Source organism: Lentimicrobium saccharophilum, assembly GCF_001192835.1.
Lineage (GTDB): Bacteria > Bacteroidota > Bacteroidia > Bacteroidales > Lentimicrobiaceae > Lentimicrobium > Lentimicrobium saccharophilum.
This window is the reverse complement of the sequence record NZ_DF968182.1, coordinates 2,520,104-2,540,823: the sequence shown is the minus strand read 5'-3', so window position 1 is coordinate 2,540,823 and position 20,720 is coordinate 2,520,104. Positions and strand designations below refer to the sequence as shown.

13 protein-coding genes are annotated in these 20,720 nt (G+C 45.3%); 1 reads left to right on the top strand and 12 read right to left on the bottom strand.

All coding sequences use genetic code 11. The annotated features are described in order from the left end of the window. Window positions 1–32: 32 nt before the first annotated feature. The 5 genes from TBC1_RS09805 to TBC1_RS09785 all read right to left on the bottom strand — a co-directional run bounded on the left by TBC1_RS09805 (window position 33) and on the right by TBC1_RS09785 (window position 9,509). A complete protein-coding gene (locus tag TBC1_RS09805; protein WP_062041530.1) occupies window positions 33–698 on the bottom strand; it encodes a response regulator transcription factor in 666 nt (221 codons plus the stop codon). Then, the gene (locus TBC1_RS09800; protein ID WP_062041527.1) at window positions 695–2,662 is read right to left on the bottom strand and encodes a tetratricopeptide repeat-containing sensor histidine kinase; all 1,968 of its coding nucleotides are present in this window, start codon (window positions 2,660–2,662) and stop codon (window positions 695–697) included. Before TBC1_RS09800 ends, TBC1_RS09805 begins: the two co-directional genes overlap by 4 nt. Window positions 2,663–2,827: 165 nt before the next feature. Further along, the gene (locus TBC1_RS09795) at window positions 2,828–5,005 is read right to left on the bottom strand and encodes a S46 family peptidase (RefSeq protein WP_082189606.1); all 2,178 of its coding nucleotides are present in this window, start codon (window positions 5,003–5,005) and stop codon (window positions 2,828–2,830) included. A gap of 206 nt (window positions 5,006–5,211) precedes the next feature. Continuing rightward, entirely contained in the window at window positions 5,212–6,912 is a 1,701-nt protein-coding gene (locus TBC1_RS09790; protein WP_062041521.1) for a dipeptidyl-peptidase 3 family protein, read from the bottom strand. A 104-nt stretch (window positions 6,913–7,016) separates the two neighbouring features. Continuing rightward, a complete protein-coding gene (locus TBC1_RS09785; protein WP_062041518.1) occupies window positions 7,017–9,509 on the bottom strand; it encodes a PAS domain-containing sensor histidine kinase in 2,493 nt (830 codons plus the stop codon). Window positions 9,510–9,837: 328 nt separating this feature from the next. Between TBC1_RS09785 and TBC1_RS09780 the strand changes: the two genes are divergently transcribed. Then, on the top strand, window positions 9,838–12,021 hold the full coding sequence (locus tag TBC1_RS09780; RefSeq protein ID WP_062041515.1) for a response regulator: 2,184 nt from the start codon (window positions 9,838–9,840) through the stop codon (window positions 12,019–12,021). Between the two features lie 23 nt (window positions 12,022–12,044). Here TBC1_RS09780 and TBC1_RS09775 read toward each other — a convergent pair whose 3' ends face one another. The 7 genes from TBC1_RS09775 to TBC1_RS09745 form a co-directional block, all read right to left on the bottom strand. Further along, window positions 12,045–12,764, bottom strand: coding sequence for a LytR/AlgR family response regulator transcription factor (locus TBC1_RS09775; protein ID WP_062041512.1), 720 nt, complete (start codon window positions 12,762–12,764; stop codon window positions 12,045–12,047). A 10-nt stretch (window positions 12,765–12,774) separates the two neighbouring features. After that, window positions 12,775–13,782 carry a sensor histidine kinase gene (locus TBC1_RS09770; RefSeq protein WP_062041509.1) on the bottom strand — a complete coding sequence of 336 codons (1,008 nt, stop codon included), beginning with the start codon at window positions 13,780–13,782 and terminating at the stop codon, window positions 12,775–12,777. Window positions 13,783–13,965: 183 nt separating this feature from the next. Next, entirely contained in the window at window positions 13,966–14,655 is a 690-nt protein-coding gene (locus TBC1_RS09765; protein ID WP_062041507.1) for a hypothetical protein, read from the bottom strand. Window positions 14,656–14,693: 38 nt separating this feature from the next. Then, window positions 14,694–16,187, bottom strand: a complete 1,494-nt coding sequence (locus tag TBC1_RS09760) for a hypothetical protein (RefSeq protein ID WP_062041504.1) — start codon at window positions 16,185–16,187, stop codon at window positions 14,694–14,696. Window positions 16,188–16,206: 19 nt separating this feature from the next. Then, a complete protein-coding gene (locus TBC1_RS09755; protein WP_062041501.1) occupies window positions 16,207–17,538 on the bottom strand; it encodes an OmpA family protein in 1,332 nt (443 codons plus the stop codon). Between the two features lie 506 nt (window positions 17,539–18,044). After that, window positions 18,045–18,641 (bottom strand): DUF1287 domain-containing protein, encoded by a 597-nt coding sequence (locus TBC1_RS09750; RefSeq protein WP_062041498.1) that lies wholly within the window; start codon window positions 18,639–18,641, stop codon window positions 18,045–18,047. Between the two features lie 122 nt (window positions 18,642–18,763). Continuing rightward, window positions 18,764–20,719, bottom strand: a complete 1,956-nt coding sequence (locus TBC1_RS09745) for a hypothetical protein (RefSeq protein ID WP_062041495.1) — start codon at window positions 20,717–20,719, stop codon at window positions 18,764–18,766. Window position 20,720 lies beyond the last annotated feature (1 nt).

Sequence of the window (20,720 nt, the reverse complement as noted above, 5' to 3'; positions counted from 1 at the left end):
TACAGATTTTTAGGTATTCGGTCTAAGCATTTCTACTGATTGATCTCTGCGAGGTTGTTTTCGATAGCAAATTTCAACAGACCAACCAGGGTGCGGGTATTGGTTTTCTGAATGATGTTTTTACGGTGTGTATCAACGGTTCTTTTGCTGATAAATAATTTTTCTGCAATCTCTTCACTGGAGTACTCTTCCATGATCAGTTTTATAATCTCTGTTTCCCTGGCGGTAAGCAGGGAAGTATTTTTCTCAGCTTTTTTCTGTCTCTTTATCCTTGTCATCATAATATTCAGCACTTCGCTGCTGTAATAAGTGCTGTCGCCCAGTATCCGGCTGATGGCATTGCTGAGCTCCTGCCGGCCTGTATTTTTGAGAATATACCCTTCGGCTTCCGACATGAGGATTTCACTGACAATTTCACGGTCATTGTACATCGAAAGTACAAGTATTTTTACCTCGGGATACCGGCTTTTCACTTCACGGGTCAGTTCGACCCCCGACAGGCCGGGCATACTGATGTCCGTGATCAGCAGGTCAGGCTGTTTTTTGATGATTGCTTGCAGGGCGTCTGTACCGTTACTTACTTCTCCCGCGATCTGAATGTTTTTTTCTTTTCTGAGCAATGCTTTCAGTCCATCCACAAACATCTGGTGGTCGTCGGCGATCAGCACGTTATATATTTTGTTTTCTTCCCCGTTCATAATGCTGATTTTGTAAAGTTTATATTCAGACGGGTACCTTTACCCGGTTCAGAGTATAGGTTCATCCGGCCGTTGAACAGGGAGACCCTGCTGCGTATGTCGTCCCAACCTATGCCTTTCCCGGAATTTGAGGTGGAAGGTTCCGGCATCCCTTTGCCGTCATCTTCAATACTGAGATCAAGGCTTTCTCCTCCGTATCTGAGGTCGATAAATATATTTCCGGCTCCGGCATGTTTCAGAATATTATTGACCGATTCCTGAATAACCCGGTAAATGGCTATTTCAAGATTACCGGGCAGCCGGCTTTCAAACCCTTCTGAGGTAATCTTAACAACTACCTGCCTGCCTGAGTTGATTTTATCGGCCATATCATGGATGGCAGGAATCAGGCCAAGCCGGATCAGGGCCGATGGCATCAGGTTGTGCGAGATATTCCTGAGGTCAGCGATCGCCTGATCGATAAGGTTTTCGGCATTATCAACCGCCAGACGGTCTTCCTCCGAATTTGTATCTTCAAGCACCGATATATTTAATTTTGCCGCAGAAAGCAGTTGACCAAGTCCGTCATGCAACTCCATGGCAATGCGTTTTCGTTCGTTCTCCTCTGCATTTACGATTGCAGAAAAGGCTTCTTTCTGTATGAGCCGCTTTTCATGTTCGAGCCGCATTTTGGTTTTATACCTGCTTTTTACCAGCCAGAAAGCCATTCCGGAAAGTACGCCCAGCAGAATAAACCCTGCAATCAGCAGGCTGTTCCTTTGCCTGATGCGTGCGGTTTGCAACTGAAGGTTCTTCATTTCGTTCTGCTGATTGAGAAACTCTATTTCATGCTCACTTTTATCAATCTCATATTTAGCCTTCATTTCGGCAATATTTTGTCTCATGTCTTCGGAATACAGGCTGTCCTTGATTGAATCCAGGGTCAGCATCGTCTTCCATGCTTTTGGGTAATTTCCTGTTTTACCATAGTAATAGGAATATGCTTCCAGCACTTTGGCCATCCGCGAAAGCGATTTTATTTCCCTGGCATAATACATTGCTGAATCAAGAACTATCGCTGAACGGTCGAATTTTCCCAGTCTGTTCAGCACCGTTGCAGTGTTGATGAATGTATAGATCAGGCCGTGCAAATCCCCGATCTGCCTGTGATAGTTCTCCGATTTGGTATACATGATCAGCGCATCATCCAGCTTATTTTTATCCTGATAAATGATGGCCATATTGTTCAACAGAATTGCAAGGCCGTATTTGTCACCGATTTCCTCTTTGATTTTCAGAGAACGCTCATAATATTTCAATGCCTTGTCATCATCCTTAAGGTTTGACCAGGCTAAACCCAGATTGGTCAGTGAAGCGCCGATGCCGTATTTATCGCCTGTTTTTTCGCGGATAGATAACGCTTTATTATGGTAGTCAAGCGCCTGCCGGTATTGCTGAAGGTCGAAATAGACCAATCCGATATTGTTATAGGCATTTCCAATACCTTTCCGGTCTTTCAGTTTTTCAAAAATCCGCAGCGCATCCAGATAGACCGAGATGGCCTTTTTATAATCCCCCCTGCTCTGATAAACCATCCCCATATTGTTCAGGGCACTGGCAAGAATCACGTTATAGCCGGTTTTGCGGCTTAAATGTGCGGCTTTTTCATAGTAATACAGCGCGCTGTCGAACTCGGAAATAATGTCGAAGGATACACCAAGAATATTGCAGGCAACCGCCAACCCTCGGTTAAAGCCAATTTCGGTGGAGAGCCTCACTGCTTCACGGCTAAGGTTGAGTGCGCGTTCACTGTTGTTGTACCAGTATGTGATGGCCAGGCGGTTCAGGGCATTGATCCGGTTTGTATCCTTTACGGCTCCGGTTCTTATCGCCCTTTCAAGGCTGTCGGTTATTTTCTGTTGTCCGGATGCTGAAACTGCCAATAATATCAGACAGGCAAACAGGATTAGGAATTTCTGTTTCATCAGGAGGGTCTGGAAGGGATATTAAACGTTAACAGGGAATCTTTGTTCTATAGAAAGTGATGTATTTCCTGCTTTTTTTTACCGGTCTAAAATAAACGAAAATCCGGAGTGGCGCAACCACTCCGGATTTTTTCGCAATAGATAAAAATACTGTTATTGACAGGCTTAATACCTGGTTTTGACAAACACCATTTCATCAAGCAGGTTATGCGCTTCGGCATATTTATCGATGATAAACATGACATAGCGGATGTCAACATTGATGGTGCGCTGCAGTTCCGGTTCAAAGGCGATGTCGCCGCTCATGGCCTCCCAGTTGCCATCGAAGGCGATACCAATCAGGTCCCCGTTGCCATTAAGCACAGGGCTACCCGAGTTGCCGCCGGTAATATCGTTGTGACTTAAAAAGTTTACCACCAGCTTGCCGTCTTTGTCCGCCCACTTGCCGAAGTCTTTCTTCTCAAGGAGTTCTTTCAGTTTCACAGGGACAATAAATTCCTCATTGGTAGGATCTTCTTTTTCAAGTATGCCTTCCATGTAAGTAACGTAGTCGTAATGAACGGCGTCGGCCGGGTAATAATCGAGTACTTTGCCGTAGGTTACCCGCATGGTGGAGTTGGCATCCGGATAATATACCTTATCGGGATTAGCTTTACGGAGTCCGTCCACGAAAAGACGCTGGGCTTTTCTCAACTTCTCATTTACCGGGCCTGCATTCATGTTTTGTGTCATAAATGCATTGTAGAATGAATTGGTGGTTTTGTAGGCCAGGTCTTTTTCAAAAACCTTAATGGAGGGTTTAGCAAGAAATGCGTTGTACTTTTCAGGGGTGGTAAGCACAGAGGTTTCAAATACCTTGCGGGCAAAGAGGTTGACATCGCCTTTGTACTTTTTGTCGATCAGGTTGTAAATATCAGGAAGTTCATCCGCGGGGATATCCTGCCGGTACATTTCGAGGATGGCCGCAAATATTTTTTCTTCGGTAGGCGCATTATAGTTTTTGAACTGCTCTTCGCCCATGGCATAAAACGGCGCCAGGGAGGCTTTCAGCTCTTCACCTTTCTGGCCACTTTTCAGGATGTTGATGATTCCCTGTGTTTGCAGAGGGAACTGCATCATTTGCGAGCCGAACAGCGACAACTGGAAATTCCAGAGGCGCTTGTTGTAGTTCATTTCGGCATACTGGGCGTAAGCGTCAGTGAGATCCTGCAGCACATTGCCGTATACTTCCCTGCGGCTTTCATCGGCATTTACCCAATTGCTGAAATGATCTTCAATGGCTTTTTTCTTTTCGTAAACATCCAGGCGTTTCAAACCGCGGCTTTCCCCGATTTTGTTTTTCCAGAAGTTTGCCAGACCTGCATAGTTTGAGGCATATTTAATCCTGACCTCATCGCTTTTGTCCATATCGGCTTTCATAATCTCCAGAATACGGCCTCCGACCTTGATGATGGCCGGGTTGATGTCATTCAGGGTAGCCTGAATACCGTGAGAAGTCCGGTAACGGTCCGTTGAGCCGGGGTAGCCCCAGATCATGGCGAAATCTTCGCGTTCAACACCGTCAACCGATATTTTCAAAAAGTGTTTTGGCTTGAGGGGAATGTTCTCCTTCGAGTATTCCGCCGGTTTGCCGTCAGGTCCCGAATAAATTCTGAGAATACTGAAATCACCGGTGTGGCGCGGCCACATCCAGTTATCGGTATCACCGCCGAATTTGCCTATGGCTGACGGTGGCGCTCCTACCAGACGGACATCCTTATATACCTCATAAACGAAACGATAATATTCGTTCCCGTTATAGAAACTTCTTACAGCAACTTCATACCGGCCATTTTCAGAAGCTTCATCTTTAAGAATTTCAATGACTTTGGAGATGGTCGCGCTGCGTTCGCTTTCGCTCATTTCAGGTTTTACCTTTTCGAGCACGAATTTGGTTACATCATCCATCTTCACCAGGAAAGAGGCGGTAAGGCCTTCATTGGGCAATTCCTCCTCCAGGCTGCGTGCCCAGAAACCATCGGTAAGGTAATCGTGTTCGATGGAACTGTGCTTCTGGATTGCATCATACGCACAGTGGTGATTGGTAAACAGCAGCCCTTTCGGGGATACCACTTCGGCAGTGCAAAAGCCTCCGCCAAGACTTACAATGGCGTCTTTCAGGCTGGCATTGTTGATGTCGTAAATTTCCTGAGGCGATAGCTTCAGCCCCATTTCCTGCATGTCGGTGTAGTTGAGCCTTTCAACAAACATCGGCAGCCACATGCCTTCGTCAGGCGGATTTCCCGCGCGCATCCCCAAACTCAGGGATACCAGCATCATCAGTGTAAAGAGAAGTTTTCTCATGGACAAGGTTTTATAATTATGATTCAGTGAATTCATTTCTTTGCGGCCTGTTCGTACTTCAACAGCATAACAGTTGCTTCTGCCCAAAATCATGCCAGTTATATATTTAGCAGAGAATCAAATACATGCCTGAATCTGTCCGGTTAACAGTTTTCAGGCATGTTCAGTTTTGAGAAACCTGTGTTCAGAAACGAACGGTTTTCTGATTAAAGGCCCAGGTTGCTTTTACCCTGCTCAAATACAATATCCACAGGGATTCCGGCAGTTTTCAGTTTGTCGAGGTCTTTCTGAAGCTGGCCGGGGATCACGGATTTGGTCAGGATCAGGTCTTTCACCTGATCATAGGCTCCATCACCCTGCAGGGTTAAAATCATACCCCCAAGGCTTTCTACGGCAAGTTTCATTTTATCAAAATTCACCATGTAAGTTCCGTCTTCCTGATGTGTGAATGCGCCGTTTTCGCTAAAATAGTTAAAAGTGAGCATATTGGCTTTTCCATGGGCGCTGGCTGCACCGAAGCGGACTGAACGGAAGATCCCGGCCATAAAGGTTACATAGTTGTCCATGACTTCCCCTTCCTTCAATTCGCCCATTTCAAAAAGTTTGGTTACCAGGTAAAGGCCAAGGATATCGGCTTTGGCTTCCTCAATGGCAGAATACTGCTCTTTCAGGGCTTCACGAACTGAACCTTTGCCGTTGATGGTATTTTTGATGCCCATGCCATGAGCCACTTCATGAAACATGGTATTGGCAAAGAATGCGTCAAATTCAATATATCCACGCTGTGATTCATGAATCAGGATCTGACTGATAGGCTCCAGTATCCCGGTAAATTTTGCTTTCATGGCGTTTTTCAACTGTAGTTTGCGCGATCCTTTTTTCAGCTGAACCTCTTCATCGTTGGGCAGGTTAATGGCGATGGTTTTGCTGCCTGCATTGCAGTCGCCGGCATAGTAAACCACATCATAGGCATTGAGGTCCGCATCTGAACCTGGCACCTCATTTTTGTACTTCTGGTCAACGGGAAGTCCTTTCTGAAGTTCAGGCAGCAATGAAGCAAAATGCGCCAGGCGCTCACTCCATTCCACGTCCTTAATCAGGATAAAGGCTTCCTGCGCCGCTTTGGTGCCGAAGAGGGCATCTTCATAGTTCTCGATCGGGCCGACGACAAAATCAATATTGGCGGTTTTCATATCCATCCAGGCAAAGTCGCTTTCCTGATATTTATCAGTCAGCAGGGCTTCGGCACGCAGTTCAAGGTATTTTTTCAGTCCGGCGTCTTCAGCCAGCGATGCTGCCTGCTTCAGGAGGTCAGCTGCTTTTTTTACTTTGGAGGCATAAGCCTGATGATACCATACCACGCGCAATGTACCATCATCATTCCGGCGGATCAGGGTGTAAAGACTTGATTTGTCAGGGTTTTGAAGCGTGTCAAACTCCTCTTTGGTCATATCTGCCGGATAGAAATTGGCCCCCAAAGGTTTTTCCCCGATTTCAGCAATAAATGATTTATTGCCATTCAGCCTGTCCCAGGGGCCGTAGTTGATTTCGGCAAATTTCCGGGCCGACTCGTCGCTGATACGGGAAAGGAAATTTTCTTTATTCCCGATGGCCTGCTGCCAGAAAATTTCATCCATAATGGCTGCTGCATCAAAAAGCAGGGGGAGCATTTGTTTTTCTTTCTCCGATAGATGGCTGATATCAGCGGTGAGCGTTACCGGGGCAAAGATGGAGAGGCGCCGGGCCACATCGGTTGCCTGGTCCGGGGTGAATGCTTCTGCGGCCGGGATGATGCCCGGATGTAAATTTTCCATTTCTTCTTCAGTTTTGGTGCTCTTTCCGCAGCCGGCAAGCATTGCCAGCATGCCGGTAACCGCTACAACGGTCATTAATTTGCGCAACATCATGGTTTTGAATTTGGTGGGTTAATTCCTTAGACGCTGCTAAATTAGCAGTATTTTACTGATTGACATCTATGTTACCGTTGATATTTTAGCAAACGCAGCTACCGTCAGGAAGGGTCATGTTCTGCAGGCGGGTATTTACCGGGATTCGAGGGGAGCGTAAAGCTGAACCTGCTCCCTTTGCCATATTCACTTTCAACCGAAATGGTGCCGCCGTTCCGCTCCACAAACTCCCTGACCAGGATCAGCCCCAGGCCGGTCCCCTTTTCGTTGGCCGTGCCTTTGGCCGAAATCACTTTTTCATCCAGACTGAACAGTATTCTCAGGGTATCGGCATGAATACCGGTGCCATAGTCAGTAACCGTGATTCTGACCATATCCCCCTCGCGTTTGCTGTCAACCCCGATCTGCGCGCCCTCATAAGAGTATTTGATCGCATTGGAGAGCAGGTTGCGCATAACCGTTTTGGTCATATTAACATCAGCCTTCACCTCAAATTGATGATTGCTTAACTGTTTGATGCTGATGTTTTTACTTTCCGCCTGGGCGGATGCAAGCTGAACGGTCTCGTTGATCAGCCCTTCAAGCCTGAAAATTTCAGGGTACACGCAGGTATGGCCCATTTGCGTTTTGGCCCATGCCAGCAGGTTGTCGAGCAACTGAAAAGTGTGTTCGGTTGAAATCAGGATCTGTTGCACCATCGTCTTGCGGTCCTCATCGCTGAAGTCATCGTATTCCTCGTTCAGCAACCTCGAAAATCCGAGAATGGACGTGAAGGGGCTGCGCAGGTCGTGGGCAATAATGGAGAAAAATTTGTCCTTGGTAAAGTTGGCTTCCTTCAGTTGCTTTTCAACCAGTTTCTGCTGTGCTTCGGCCTGTTTTCTCGCGCTGATATCGCGCGTTACCGCGATTATTTTTCCGGTTGCTTCACCATGGCTGTCATACTGTGGCTGTATCATGCTTTCGAACCAGATCAGCTTACCTTCATGATCTTTAATGCGAAAAGCTGCCAAAACTGGATTGGGGCATTTTTTAAGCCGTTTGCCAAGCGTGGAAATATCGGGCAGGTCCTTTTCGTAAATAAGCGTTCCGGCCTTTGAGCCGGTGATTTCTTCGGCCGTATAGCCAAGGATATTTTTCACTGAAGGCGAAACGTATTCCACCGTCCCGTCGTGCGGGTGGATAGAAATGATGTCATTGGAGTTCTCCGCGATCAGCCGGAACATCTCTTCGCTCCTGCGGAGTGCCTCGCGCGAGGATTCCACTTCGGTGACATCCCTGCCGACAAACTGGTATTCCGAAAGGATATCGCCTTCGGTATATATCGCCCTGATGGTCCACTGCATCATGGCAGGGCCCGAGCCTGGTTTTTCGAGATGGTGGTCGAAATTAACCACGGTACTTACCGGCTTTACCAGGTTAAGCAGCCTGCGGATTTTTGCATAATCCTTCGGAATGATGATTTCCCTGAGGGTAAGGGTGAGCAGGGTCGGGGCCGGTTTCCCGAAAAACCGGGCAAAGGCCTGGTTTACAAAAGTAAATGAGCCGTCGGGCCGGATCCTGCAGATGAGCTCGGTCTGGTCTTCGACAATGGCTTTGAAAAAGCGTTGACTGTCGAGCAGCCGGTCGTTGAAATACTTTTCTTCCGAGATATCCGCCATCACCCCGGTGATTCTTTCCCCGTTTTCATGAGATCCGGGCAGGTAATAGCCCGATTTCCTGATCCAGCGGGGTTTTCCGTAAGACATGATTCTGAAATCAAGTTCAAACCAGCCCATACTGGCGGAGATTCTCGACCACTGTGTTTTCACCCGGCCAATATCCTCAGGATGAACTTTCTCCATCCATTTTTCCAGGCTGACAGGGCCGGGTTCAATGTCGAAGATTTCATAACATTTACTGCTCCATTCAAGTTTGCCGGAGCGGGGCTCAAATTCCCAGGCGCCTGCTTTCATGGCTTTCAGTGCCACCTCAAGCCTGTTTTCAAAGCGGAGCATTTCCTGCTGAATACTTACTTTTTCAGCGATCTCGTTAAGTAAACGGGTGTTTTTCTGTTCAAGCTCTTTGGTTCTTCTGGCTACCAGGGTTTCAAGCTGGTTGTTGTGAATCTCCTGCTGAACCTGCAGGGCTTTAAGTCTGCTGATGTCAGTAATGATCCCCGCGATGGCGCTGATGCTGCCGTCCTTTGATTTCAGCGGCGATTTGGTGATCAGCGCAATTCTGAGTTTTTCAGTATCGCCCGGGAAAGAAGATTCATAAGTTACCTCACTGCCTGATGAAATAACCTGTCTGTCGGATGCAAAATGATCTTCAGCATTGATTTTTCCGATTAACTCACCGGTGGTTTTGCCCAACACACTGCCATATCCCTTACAACTTAAAATATCAAGAAACTGCCTGTTGCAGGCAATGAACCTGTGTCCAAGATCCTTTACGAAAACAGGGGCAGGAATCACCTCCATAAAATCCCACGACAAATTCAGCCTTGTGATATCCAGTATTTCCTTTGCCGCGGGGATGATGTTTTGCGGAAGTGCAGGGGGCAAATGGCTTCCTTCCTTTTTGCTGTAATCCGGGTTATTGTGTGAAGGTTCTGCCATATATAGTGCAACGGGTAAGTATGATGAGCATATCGGGATGATAAAATTATTAAATATTTTGGTTGCTTCTGTTTGGAATGTGTATAAATTTTATCATTTATTCTTTTGCTGCATTTCTTGAATGGGGATTTTTACATCCTGACTTCCTGATATAGTAATTATGAAAAATCAAGCCGGACAGTTTATTGCTTAAGGCAGGGTTTCATCCGGTTTCAATGAAATAACCGGTACAGAAGTTATCACTGAAATTTGACACTTTGTCAAATTTAACTTGTCATGGTTCAAAAGAATAAATAACTTTGTTCGGGATGGAATATTACCTTTCATTATGAGCCTGTTCAGAAGAGAAAAATTAATGCCGTTTCTGGCCGTATCTCTGTTGGTAATGATGGTGGCTGTGGCCGTAATTGCCTTATTAATCAGGGAGAAGCAAAAAGATGAAATATCAACCGCCCTGGCGATTCTCAAAGATAGCCGGCAACCGGTAACACAGGTTGAGAATACGCTTGCCGCCTTGTTTATGGCCGAAAATGAGTTCAAGGAATACACGCTTGGATATGATAAAGTTCATTTTGACAATTACCGCAATCAGGTTGCCCTGCTGATCAGTCACCTCGACACCCTCCAGTCAATGATTGCGCCCTTTAATCCTGAGGCAGGTAAGACTGAAGCCAGAAAGATCATAGATGAGCGCGACCGGGAAGCCGGATCCTACATAAGGCTGAAGCGACTCGCTGATTCGTTGATGATCATTACGGCAGCCATAGAGTCTGTTCCCTTTGAGAGTCCTGACGAACCCCTGACTGTCAAAAAATTTACCGCCCGGGCCGGAGGGTTGGACATTGATACCATCGATTTCAGTCAGACAACAGGATGGAGGAAAAAGGGACTGCTTGGGAAAATCAAGACATTTCTTGTTGGGGAGGAAGAGCAACAGACCATTAACACAAAGGTTGTGGTTAAGCAGGGAGAGAATCCTTCAACGCAGACAAATGAGGCAGAAGAACCAGATACCACTTTTTCACTTCACCGTTTTGCCGATGACATCATCAGCAGGTCAAATTCATATTATCAGACTCAATTGCGGAGACAATTACAGCGGCGGAATGAGTTAAGGCAAAGCGAACTGAAGCTGGTAAAGCTGAACAATGCCCTGATGGCTGAGATCCGGGAGATACTGTTTGCCCTGAAGGAAACGGCAGTGGTAAATGAGAATGTCTTCCGTGATCAGTCCGCCAGAACAATTACCCGTTCGGCGGGAATCCTTCATACCTCAATGATTGTATCGGTATTCGTGGCGTTTTTGCTCGCCCTGGCGCTGGCATGGATGCTTCGCGAAAACCACCGATACCAGGTGAAGCTTGTGGCCTCAAAGCAGAAAGCAATCGAAGAAGCCGAAGAGAAAAGGAGGTTTCTGGCCTATATGAGCCATGAATTCAGAACGCCGCTCTCTTCAGTGATAGGATTTACCGAGCAATTGGAACAATCTGGTTTGAACAGCGAACAAACGGAATACCTTGCGGGGATACTTTCTTCATCGGAGATATTACTCACAACGGTAAACGATATTCTTGACCTCTCCAAACTTGAGGCAGGGAAGATGACCTTCCTCAACAATCCTTTCAGGCCTGAAGAAACGATACGTCAGTCTGTTAGGTCATTCGAAAGTATGATCCGGGAAAAGAAACTCAGGATAAAAGTATCTTCAATAAAGCATGGAAAGGTGCTGATGGGGGATGAAATCCGGTTGCGGCAGGTGCTTAACAACCTGATAAGCAATGCAGTAAAGTATACCATTAAAGGAACAATCACCCTGGATGCTTCACTGCTTCCAGGCAACGAAAAAACGATACTTGAAATCAGCGTCAGGGATACCGGTATTGGCATGACATCCGGGCAACTTGCCACTGTTTTTGACGAATATGCCAGGTTCAATACGGAGAATTCTTCCCGGTGGGTGATCGGAACAGGGCTGGGTTTGCCGGTAACGAAAAAACTGGTTGAAGAAATGGGAGGACGGATAGAAGTAAAAAGTGAGATGGGGCAAGGCTCAGTCTTTATTGTCCGGATCCCATACGAACCCGGAGAGGCCGGATCATTACCGGCAAGGGTATTTGATTTTGGTACCGTTATACAAATGCCTGAAACACGAATACTGATAGCTGATGATGACTATTTCAATGTGCTGCTTTTAAAAACTATCTTTAAACGGACCGGTGCGAAAACGGATTTTACGGACAACGGTGAAGATGCTTTAGATAAAATTGTATCCGACAGATACGATATCGTACTGAGTGACATGTATATGCCCCGCATGGATGGACTTGAACTTGCAAGGAGGATAAGAACATTGCCTGATCCGGAAAAATCTGCAACTCCGCTGGTGATGATTACCGGTAATGTATCACCGGAAGCCACCGAGCAGATGAAGGATGCCGGGGTGAGTGATTATTTGTACAAGCCTTTCCAGCAAAAAGAACTCTTCGAGCTGATCGGCAAATACATCTCCTGAACGGATTAAGCTTCGTTTTCTTTTTATTGGTTCAGTGCCGTGACTACGGATTGCCGGTAAGATATTCCTATGGGCAGTTTTTCTTTTCCGGCCACCACTGAGTTGTTCGAGTATGCTTTTATATATTTCCGGTTTACTATGAAGGATTTATGAATCCTGAGAAATGATTTCTGCGGCAGTTGACTCAACAACTGATGGGTGGTGGAGGTGGCAAGGATCATGCGGTTTTCCAGAAAAACCTTGACATAGTTCCCGTAGCTCTGAAGATAGACAATGTTTTCTGTTTCAACAGTTTCAGTTGAGCCACCCAGGTTAAGTTCAAGGGATGTCGTTGGGTAACGTGTGTCCGTATTTGCAGTGACTTCGCGGAGCCTGGCTTTTTCAAATGCCCTCATTACTGCCCGGTCGAAATGCTGGCGGGTAACCGGTTTTACAAGGTAATCGACAACATTATATTCAAAACTATCGGCTGCATAGGCAGCATAAGCGGTGGTGAAAATCACCATGGGCTGAAATTCCAGGGTGTCAAGCATCTCAAGCCCATTCAGCCCGGGAAGGTTGATGTCGAGAAACAACAGATCGATGGAATGATTTTTCATGACTTCAAGCGCTTCCATCGCATCAAATGCACAGGCCTTTAATTCAAGATTACTGGTTTCACTGATGTAAGAAGTGAGCACCCACTGCGCAGGTTGCTCATCGTCTACCACCAGACAGCTAAGTTTTTCATTTATGTTTTCCATGCCTCAAGGGTTATGCTGAGTGATTTTTACCGAGCCGGACTTCGAGGACCAGCTCATATTCGTTTGTTTTTTTCTCAGTATGCAGGGTGTACTTTTCGGGAAAAAGAAGATTCAGGCGTTTTTTCAGCATTTCAACACCGGTACCTGCCAGATTTTTATAGGCCGGATTATCAGGCAGCGAATTGGTTATTTCTAATTTAACGACTTCGCGGCTGGAGGTCAACCGGATATTGATGACAGATTTACCGTTAAGTCCCAGACTTTTACGCAGCGCATGCTCTATCAGCGGGTGAAGCAGCAGTGGCGGTATCAGTACCATAGGATCACCTGAATCGGCCGTGAAGTTTATTTCGCATCTGCCACCCAACCGAAGCTTTTCAATATCCAGAAAGTTACGGATAAAAGCGATCTCTTCATCAACAGGAACAGTCTCGCGACCGGAAATCCCTACCTGATAACGGAGAAGTTCTGAAAGTTTAAATGTATAATCAAGCGCCATCTCCTTGTTAACCATGATGGTAGCAGCGATGTTATTCAGGCTGTTGAACAGAAAGTGCGGATTAAGCTGGTTTTTCATGAAATCAAGTTCAAGCTCCTTCATGCTTAGCTGATTGTCGAGTTTCGTGACGCTAAGCTGTCCTTCGCGGATCAGATAATTCAGAAAATAGCCTCCGCCGGAATAAAGCAATACGATCATCAGGCTGACCCATTTCGCATCCCAGGCCTTTGCAGGGCCGACAATCTCACTGCTGACCCTGAGCGTAAAAAACCAGGCGAGGGCCAGCAGCAGCATGGCAGCCGGAATAATAAGCCATAGCTTCCCGGATTTCCGGCCCGCCTTGAAGAAAAAATTCTGTAAGAGAATGGAAATTCCGGCCATCGCGGTAACCCACACCAGCAATACCCATACCTGACCGGATATTATTTCAGGATTGAACCAAAAGGCCAGCAACGGTACCATCAAAAACAGAAATACCGGCATAGCCAGGTATCCCGGATATGACCTGTAGTTTTTCATTACCCAAATTCTCAGGCTAATTTACAAAACTAAATGCCACAGTAGCAATATCGCGGAGTGATTTGATGAAGTGCATTCGTCTCCGTATGAATGCCCGGTGAATATCTTACCCTGCCGGAAAATGAAGAACCCTGCGGAATGACAGGTCCGCAGGGTTGTAAATGCTTTTCATGAAAAATCTCATCAGGACATTACGGGCATCTCCATAAGTTGAATTCCGGAAGGAACTTCAAACTTTTCGGCAGGAATGACGGCGTTTTCTTCAAACCTGACGGCTTCCATGGTTGTAAAGGAATTCTGCATTTTAAGCATGATGCCTTTGTAGTACCAGATTTTGGTAGGCAGGGGGTCTTCGTTGTCATCGGTCTGATTTATCTCTACTACTATACAATCTCTTTCCAGGAATTTTTCATTTCCGATAATTTTCCCTCCGTCGGCTTCAATCATCTGCCTGAAAGTTACATCATCCTCGGGCATAACATCATCGGTTGGATCATCTTCCAGATCGCCATCCTTGCTTTTAAAACCGGTTTTGTCCTTGAGGTTGATGATATAGCTGTATCCATCTTTCATGATCATCAGTGAGTTATCGGTCTGTTTTTCTCCCATGTAATCGCTTTCTGATTCCGAAAAGAAGGCGTAACGGTCGTTTTCGGTATCAACCCACTGAACGGTTTTGGTAACGCTTTTGATCTCAGGTGAGTTTAGGGTGCTCTTGTACTCAATCATATAGGTTTTCATACCAGTCATTTCGCCGGCAACTTCACTCATTTTGGAGTCGGGATTGATGTTTGAGCCACCTCCGCCGCAGGATGTAAAGAAAAGGGCAGCTGCTGCCATAAGTACAACTCCGGTTTTTCCGTTTGCTTTCATTGTGTTTGGTTTAAGGGTTAAACGTATAATTTCTCTAACTATTTGGGATCAAAGGTTATGGTAAGTGTGGCTCCTGCCTGGTTGCTGAGCTTCTTTTCGGCAAATTGCCCGGCTTGCAGTTTTTCAAGTATATCCGGATCTATACTTTTCCAGGGAAATGTATAGGCATCGGGAAACTCCGAATCGGTGCCCACGGCAATTTGTTCGCCATCGCCTTCATTTTCACCAATATAGAGATCAAACTGCAATACCAGATGTACAAAAGGATTCTCAGTAGTTTTTTCAACCGAACATTTATTCAGCGCTTCCTCCCCTTTTTCAATCCACAGTACTGCGCCCGGCCGGCCGGCTCTGAGACTAATAATTTCGGGAATTTCAAGTTCATCCATACACTCACTCAGGTAATATTCCATGCCATAGTCAGGAATATTAATGGCATAGGGAATAATTACTTCCGGAACATCATCATTTTCGAAATCTTCGGCATGATAAACCGGTATTTTCGATAAATCATCGGGAATAAGTACACTTACATTTTTCCACACCACTTTGGCATCGGCAAATCCGGGAGCTGAATAATGAGCTGTAATATTGTATGACCCGCAATTAAATTCAACCACTTCTTCCTGAACTAATTTCTCCTCTATATTTCCGGCAAAACGGCTTATCTGAACCAAAGTAAACCTTTCCTCGGTTTTATCATTTTCAAAATCAGCACAATTGTAGGTTTCGTAGTCAAAACTTATGGAATTGGGCCCTCCGTGAAAGTACTCATTACCTTCAAAACGTACAAAACGGGTATTGGTTTTTTTAAACTTTCCTTTTTCGCATCTGAGTTCAAATCCCGATATGGGATTGTTTTTTGCCTCCCCGATTACATTATTCCTGATGCCGGAAACCGTTACCTTTCCTGTATTTTTACCGTTTGCTGCGCTTGTTCCTGCATAGCGGATTCTTGCAGAGTGGTAATCGGCATTTGCAGTAATATCAGCTTCAATCTGATCAATGTTGGGTATGCCCGGATCATCAAGCAACTTTAAGGCGAGTTCGGCCTGTTCCTGAGCACTTAAGCGGTTGGCAGAGGTAAATTTCGCGTCAACTTTATACATGCTGACAATCTCATTGGTCTGCGGATCGCTGAGCTCAAAGTGGAAAACAAAGTAATAAGATGCCATTATCCCCGGATGGTCTTCATTTTCAACTCCATCAGGTAGTTCATCAGGTATACAGTTAAATGATGCCGAAAGAATAAAATTTTCCATAGTATTGGCGGCATCCTGATCAACTTCAAGATTCTGATTGTTGCCAATCCTGTAAGCCAGGTCCTGAATCCGGGATAGATAACCAGCCTCCACCAGGTCAATCATCTGATTGTGCCTGATCCACTTATCAGCCACCTCCGATTGCATTTTTTCAGACGGGGCTTTTTCGGTGGACAAATGTTCAATTATTCTGATCTTGCCACGGTTGGCCGATGCAATGCCGGGCAATATCATAGACACTGCCATCAGGGCGATGAACCATTTTCTCATTCTGTTAATTCAGCTGCGGTTAAAACTTCACAAACTCTACCCTGCGGTTTTGCGCTTTACCTTCGGGAGTATCATTGGCTGCCATAGGTTTGCTTTCACCATTTCCTTTTGAAGTAAGGCGATCTTTGGCAATTCCGAGTTCAGTAAGTTTATCCATTACTGCCTTGGCACGGGCCTCTGAAAGCTTCATGTTGGATGCATCGTCGCCGTCGCTGTCGGTATGGCCTTCGACGGAGAATTTTAATTCCGGATGATCCTGCATCATCTTAACTACATAATTAATGGTTCCCATACTTTCGGGTTTGATGGTAGCTTTGTTTACATCAAATTTAATTCCGGTGGTGACAAACTTACCATCGGTAAGGAACTTATCGTATAGAGGAACTGCTCCTTTAGCGATGCGGATGTTTTTGATGAAGTAGTATCCTGTTTTCTGACTGGTTGTTCCAAGGGTTACCCCTGTCGGATTTTCTTCAATATTAGGAATATTGAGCAGGCGTGCATCATCCATATAAACTTTTAAAGCTCTTTTATTGAAGGAAATCGCAATATGACGCCAACGGGCATTTTTGTCAATATTTGAACGACTGGCACCCGGATAAATACCTTGAATATCAGTTGTACCATATTGAGCTTGATTTGTAGATAAAACAAGCCTTTTTAAAACTGTTTTTTGCTTTTTCGCAGCATAAAAGCTCACATAGTAACGTTGGTTGTAAACTTCTTTCTCGAAATAACAATCAAACTCAATGGTAAACTCATCAGGCAGGTAATCACTTTTGCTGTCTTTAAGCAAAGGGGTGATTCCACCTGTATTCCCAATCTCCCTGAAAAAAATTACACTTAAGTTGTCAAAAAAAGCATTTTCAACAACCCCGCCTGCCAAATCCCATTTGCTCGGAAACTCACCGTTTTGCTCACCTTCCTGATTGTCTTCAAAAATAATCTCAGTGCCGGGTACAAAATCATACTTTGCCCATTCCAGCGCAGGTTTGGGCTTTTCGGGTTCCTGAGGAGCCGGAGTTTCGTCTTTTACAGGAGCGGTATTATCAGCCGCCTGCTTATTGTCTGACTTTGAACCGGATTTGTTTCCGTTGTCCTTGCTGTCAGATTGAGCTTCCTCTTTCTTCTTATCCTTTCCGTCGCCTTTTACAGTTTCATCAATCCCTTCTTCGGTTTTGTCGAGCACTTTATCAACGCCTCTGTCGAGCCGGCGTTCCACGCGGTTTTCAACGTTCCTTTCAGCTTTTTTCATGCTGCGGTTTACCACCCTGTTCAGATCAACCTGGGCAAACAGCCCGGTGGTTACCACAAAAAATAGTAGCAAGAATGCAATCAGTAATTTTTTCATATAAATGCAGAATTAATTATGTAAGTGTGGTTAAAAAACTCATAATCAATAAATAATCTTTCAAGCGCCTTTAACTGTTCCGGGATCTGGAAGTTGAAGCGAAATCAAGTTAAGGTTTTTGATTCAGGGAGATTGACTCATTTATAAAGATCCTGAGGTTAATAAATCAATACAGATTAAGTAATCTGCTTTTATCCTGATTTCTTCAAAAAGTTAAATAAATCAATTGTCTGATATAATATCAAGATGTTGTATTAAGGAGGTTATACCGGATATCCGGAATGACAAACCATCCGCATGGGAAAGATCTTATTGGCAGGATAATACTTATATAAAAATTATCGCGCTGTTTCAGGATCTCTTCGTTTATGCAAAGATGCGGACCTTTATTGAAATCTCAAAATTCCGCGCATTATTTAAGCGGTGGAGCAGATTTTTGTCATTACTTGCCGGTTGTTGCTTCCGCCGCATCCGGCTGAGGTTAGTATAAGTGTTTATAAGGTCAATTATTTGCCGGAGGAGAAATCATAGAGATAGTGACCGATAATTTTGTAAGTGAACAGGCAATCCGCCAGCACCTGTCCTCCGCCGATGTTGTGAACGATCAGGTATCTTTTACCGTCGGCCGATTTTTTATCAACCACGATTCCGATATGGGTAAGGCCCTGCCCCAGATCCCAGCAAACAATGTCCCCGGGACTGTAATCTTCTGCATTGTTCGTGATTGGTCTTATTTCTCCGTGCCGGATGAAAAATGTCATCAGATTGGGTACCCTGCGGTGGTCAATATTTCTGTCGGGTTTTGACAACCCCCAGTTTTTGGGATACAGATTGAAGAAGGCCTTCATATCTTCATGCACTTCCTTTTGAAGGTCGATGCCAAGCCTGCGGTAAGCCCTGATGACCACATCCGTACATACGCCCCTCCCTTCCGGCACATCACCGCCGGGGTAATCCAGCACATAATATGACGGGTCATAAACCACTTCCTGCTTTGTAAGACTGATTGCGGCAGATGAGAGTCTTCCGGCAAAAGTCATCTGGGCCTCTGCCGGTAAAGCACAGATCACCAATACCGGAATTACAAAACAGATCAGTCTCATTATTCGCGAAATGCCAGGGTGATACGATGAAAAAGGTATAACGTTGCAAAAGGAATTATCTTGTGTCCGGATTACCCTGCGTTTGTTTTCAATACCGGCTGAAAGGCAAGGAGAACACTGCCCTAAAGAATTTTTGTGAGTAACAATGTCTTTTTATTAAAATCCGCGGCTGCATTGATGACTTTACGGTAATCTTCGTACTGTTCCACGGGATAGAAAGGATCATTGTAAAATTCATCAATCGTGATGCGGATAACGTTGCCGTTTCTGACAGCGGCTGACCTGAATGCACAGTGAATGCCTTCCGGTCCGTTCATCACAATGTTCATATTCAGGTCATCTGCATTCTTTGCATCATATCCTTCGGGAATAACGAAATCCAGCACCCTGTAGTAGCTTCTCAGGTATTCGAGGTTAACCGGCAGTTTCCGCTGATCATCCTTGTAAAGTTCAGACTGGGTTCCGATGGTTTCACCGATTTTTATCAGCAAATTACTCCCTGCCGACTCAACATGGGCGTTTCCTGTCATCTCAAGGCTCCATACCAGCGGCTTCAGCCCGGCGTTTTCGGGTTCGGTATTGATAACCTCCCAGGAACTGATCGCAGAGTTTTCAACCCCGAGATTAAAGATTGTATGGATAATTTCTTCCTTACGGTCTTGATCTATCAGATGCCAGAATGACTGAAGCGGACTGGCATTCAGGCCTGTGAAGATTCTTTTCAGCTTGATATTTAATTGATTCGATGAAAGATCCACCTCTATGGTTTGTATCAGTGTATCTGCATTCTTTGTGCTTTTTTCCACAGGAATCTGCCCGATGCTGTAGGAGAGTGTCCTGAGTTCTTCATCCGGACCTGTAATTTTTGTGAACAGGGCAAAGGCCCCCTGAATTTCAGCAGGGATAAGGCCTGTGCGGTATCCTTCATTATCAGGCATCAGATACTTATCAATGGCAGGGAAGTAGAATAGTTGTTTCTGAAGGAAGTTGTACCCGTTAAATTCCGGATCGAAAGGGTGATCTGTATTGTCGCTGGTAAGCACCAGTTCATAATTGATACCGGCAGCATCAAACAGGGCGGCAAACAAGCGGATGGCTCCATGTTCTCCGGTATAACGGTTGAGGATAATCTGATCAATACTGGCATCGAAACGGCTGTCGTCCGATATGCTGATTTCCGATTTTATCCTGTTTTCAATATACCTGATCTTCATCTCTTCGGATCCCTGAGGGATGTTCATTTTCTTAACCAGCGCCCTGGCTGCCGATAATTCCTTTTTCTCAAACTGAAACGTGTTTGAATATACATTCCGGCAGGCCTTGGCCCATGAATTTACCCTTAACGCGCTGATATACCGGTTAAAGGAGAGGGTGAATTCATACCGCATCAGGTTCGCCCTGTAAAATGAATAAGGTTCACTTTCAAGCGCCGGGATATTGCCGGCAACCGATTTCATGATGCTGCTCTGGTTGTCACCTTCATATTGCCGGAACGGGGGAAATCCGTTGTAACTCTTTATCAGATACCCTAGTTTATCAGGAAATGAATAGATGACTTCGACGTGTGATTTCGGGATATCTTCCTGGATATACACCGTACCGAAGGGATCGAATTTCTTCCTGAGGATGTAATAATACTCAAGGTGCCCCCCGGCTTCAGCACCCTCAATGGCAAAGACATTGAAATTCCCCTTGTTTTCGAGGTTCTCGATCTTACGGATACTTTCCCGGGGCAGTTCGGTTACGGTTCCGGAAGGAGATATAAATCTTGCTTTGATCGCAATGGTTTCCAGCACATCATCAATGGGAATGTAGATTTTATTGTAGTTGTCAATGGCCGGGGTGGTTTCGAGCCTGAATTTCCTGTGCAGGACATTGATCTCTTCAAAATAATCATCCTGGTTCAGGTAGATTTCCGTGATTCTTTTTTCCAGTTCAACAATGGCGCCATTTACAGGTGTCATTGTATCAGCTATGCCGGATGCAGGAACTATATCCCAGGTATATTTGTCATATACTGTCTGGCTGTAAAGGCCTTGAAATATAAATACCAATAACAGGGTGAGCAGATTTTTCATA